Raw genomic sequence first — 2,746 nt, forward strand, 5'->3', positions numbered from 1 at the left:
CACCTCGATCATATCGGTCCAGCGGTTCCGCGGCGCATATTCCTCGAGATAGACGGCGGAGAGCACGCCGATCGGGAAGGCGAGTGCAAGGGTCACCAGCATCGTCAGAAGTGAACCCTTGAACGCGCCCCAGATGCCGACCGCCGAGGGATCGGTCGCGTCGGCGCCGGTGAGGAAATTCCAGTTGAAGCCGGTGCGGACCGCATCCTTTGCTTCGAGCTCAGCGTGGAGCCGTTCGGCTTCGGGCGGGGAGTCGCCCTTGGCGGCAAGGTCTAGCGCGCTCGATGCGGGAAGCCAGAAGCTGTCGGTGCGGGTGAGGACCGAAGGATCCTGCTTGATCGCCTCGCGCACCCGCAGCCATGCCGTGTCGGAGAGCATCTCCGCTCCGGGCGGGCCGTAGCTGGCGGTGGCGGAGGCGCGAACCACGCTGTCGATGTCGGCCGTCGCAAGCGCGGCATCGGCGCCCGGACCCTTGAGCGTCGCCGGATCGAGGAACAGCTCGCTCTTGGGGAAATCAATGCCGAGGCGAACCTCGGTCTGAGTAAAACCGCGGACGCCGTTGCCGAGCATCGTGATCAGGAGGAAGGCGAGGAACGCGGTGGATAGAAGCACGGCGCCGAGGCCGAGATAGCGGAAGCGCCGCTCGGCCGCATAGCGGCCGCGTATGCGCTTCTGCATCGCATCCGCCTTCCAGTCGGTGGGGGTGCGGGCGGCGGCGTCACTCATAAGCTTCGCGGTACTTTTTGACGACGCGCAAGGCGACGATGTTGAGGAGCAGTGTGACGATGAACAGGACGAGACCGAGCGCGAAGGCGGCGAGGGTCTTCGGGCTGTCGAATTCCTGATCGCCGGTCAGCAGCTGGACGATCTGGGTCGTCACGGTGGTGACGCTTTCGAACGGATTGGCGGTTAGGTTCGCCGCGAGGCCGGCAGCCATCACCACGATCATCGTCTCTCCGATTGCCCGGCTGACGGCGAGGAGAACGCCGCCGACGACGCCTGGAAGGGCGGCTGGGACGAGCACCTTCTTGATCGTCTCCGAAGTGGTCGCGCCCATTGCAAGGGAGCCGTCGCGCATCGCCTGCGGCACCGCGGCAATCGAATCGTCGGCCATGGAGGAGACGAAGGGGATGATCATGATGCCCATGACGAGGCCGGCGGCGAGCGCGGATTCCGAGGAGCCGGGGATGCCGAGCATCACCGCGAAGTCGCGGATTGCGGGAGCGACGGTGAGAGCGGCGAAGTAGCCGTAGACCACCGTGGGAACGCCGGCGAGCACCTCGAGCAGCGGCTTCATCCAGCGCCGCACCCGCGCCGAGGCATATTGGGTGAGGTAGATGGCGCTCATCAGCCCGAGCGGGATCGCAACGATCATGGCGATGATCGCGCCGATGAAGATTGTGCCCCAGAAGAGCGGCACGGCCCCGAACGCTCCCGACGAGCCGGCCTGATCGGCCCGCATCGCGGTCTGCGGGCTCCAGTTGGTGCCGAACAGGAACTCGATCGGGGAAACCATCGAGAAGAAGCGGAGCGACTCGAACAGCAGCGACAGCACGATGCCCAGCGTCGTCAGGATTGCGATCAGCGAGGCGATCAGAAGCGTCGCCATCACCAGCCGCTCGACTCGGGTGCGGGCGCGGAAGGCGGGGGAGACGCGGGTGAACGCATAGCCGCCGCCGGCAAAGGCGAGGAGCAGGGCGACGACGGTACCGATCGTCGCGTAGCGGGAGGCGGCGGCTCCGTAGACCGGCGAAAGCGCCTCCGCCTCGGGATTGAAGGCGGCCTGGCGCGTGCCCTCGGCGACCTCGCGCGCCTCGGTGAGGATCGCCTGCCGCTGCATCTCGAACGGCGGCAGCGAGGCCGCGGCGGGGCTTTCGTTCACCGCCTGCATGACGAGGTTGCCCGAGACCGGCGCCCAGACTGCAAGGAACAGCAAGGCTGGCAGCACCGCCCAGAGGGCCACGTACCAGCCGTGGAAGCCCGGAAGCGAGTGCGGCCGAGCCTTGCCCGGGCTGGCGAAAGCCGCCGCCTTGGCGCGCGCCGCCAGCCAGGCCGCGAGGCCCAGGCCGAGGATCAGCAATGCAAGAGCGGCAACGGACAAGAGTTGATCCTAAACTTCCCCCCCTGCGCGCAGGGGGGGGGGTAGGGTTGGGTGTTTCGTCACCCGCTTCGATTTACCCGGAGGCGTGTCCACCCCCGGCCCCTCCCTGCGAGCAGGGAGGGGAGGTTACTTCAGCTCGGCCGCATTGACGGTCGTCAGCGACTGCACCGCCTGCGCCGCCTTCGCCTGCACGTCGGCGGGCGAGGGGATGAGGCCGCGCTGCTCGAGATAGCCGCCCTTGCCCCAGGCCTTGGCATATTCGGCGAGGAACTCCTTCATGCCGGGGATCACGTTCATGTGCTCGCCCTTGGCATAGATGTAGACCTGCCGGGCCCCCGGATAGGAAAGGTCGCTGATGGTCGCCGCGGTCGGAGCGATGCCGCCGAGCGGGATGCCGCGGACGGTGCCGGCATTCTCTTCCATGAAGCTGTAGCCGAGGATCCCGATCGCGCCGGGATTGGCAGCGACCTTCTGGACGAGAAGATTGTCATTCTCGCCAGCTTCCACATAGGCGCCGTCCTCGCGGATCTTGGTGCAGAGATCCTTGTGACGGTCCTTGTCCGTCTCCTTCAGAGCCTTCATCGCCGGATCGGCCTCGCAGCCTTTTTCGAGGATGAGCTCGGCGAAGCTGTCGCGGGTGCCGGA

3 protein-coding genes are annotated in these 2,746 nt (G+C 66.9%); all 3 read right to left on the reverse strand.

What is annotated here, in order from left to right; translation table 11 throughout:
* Positions 1-726 (reverse strand): DUF3333 domain-containing protein (locus VF662_RS03235; RefSeq protein ID WP_464137634.1); only part of this gene is annotated, 726 nt, incomplete at its 3' end.
* Positions 719-2,101 (reverse strand): phosphate ABC transporter permease subunit PstC, encoded by a 1,383-nt coding sequence (gene pstC, locus VF662_RS03240; RefSeq protein WP_464137635.1) that lies wholly within the window; start codon positions 2,099-2,101, stop codon positions 719-721. The genes VF662_RS03235 and pstC, both read right to left, overlap by 8 nt.
* Before the next feature lie 126 nt (positions 2,102-2,227).
* Positions 2,228-2,746 (reverse strand): substrate-binding domain-containing protein (locus tag VF662_RS03245; RefSeq protein ID WP_464137637.1); only part of this gene is annotated, 519 nt, incomplete at its 5' end.

Origin of the sequence: Allosphingosinicella sp. (genome assembly GCF_036387215.1) — a bacterium.
GTDB lineage: Bacteria > Pseudomonadota > Alphaproteobacteria > Sphingomonadales > Sphingomonadaceae > Allosphingosinicella.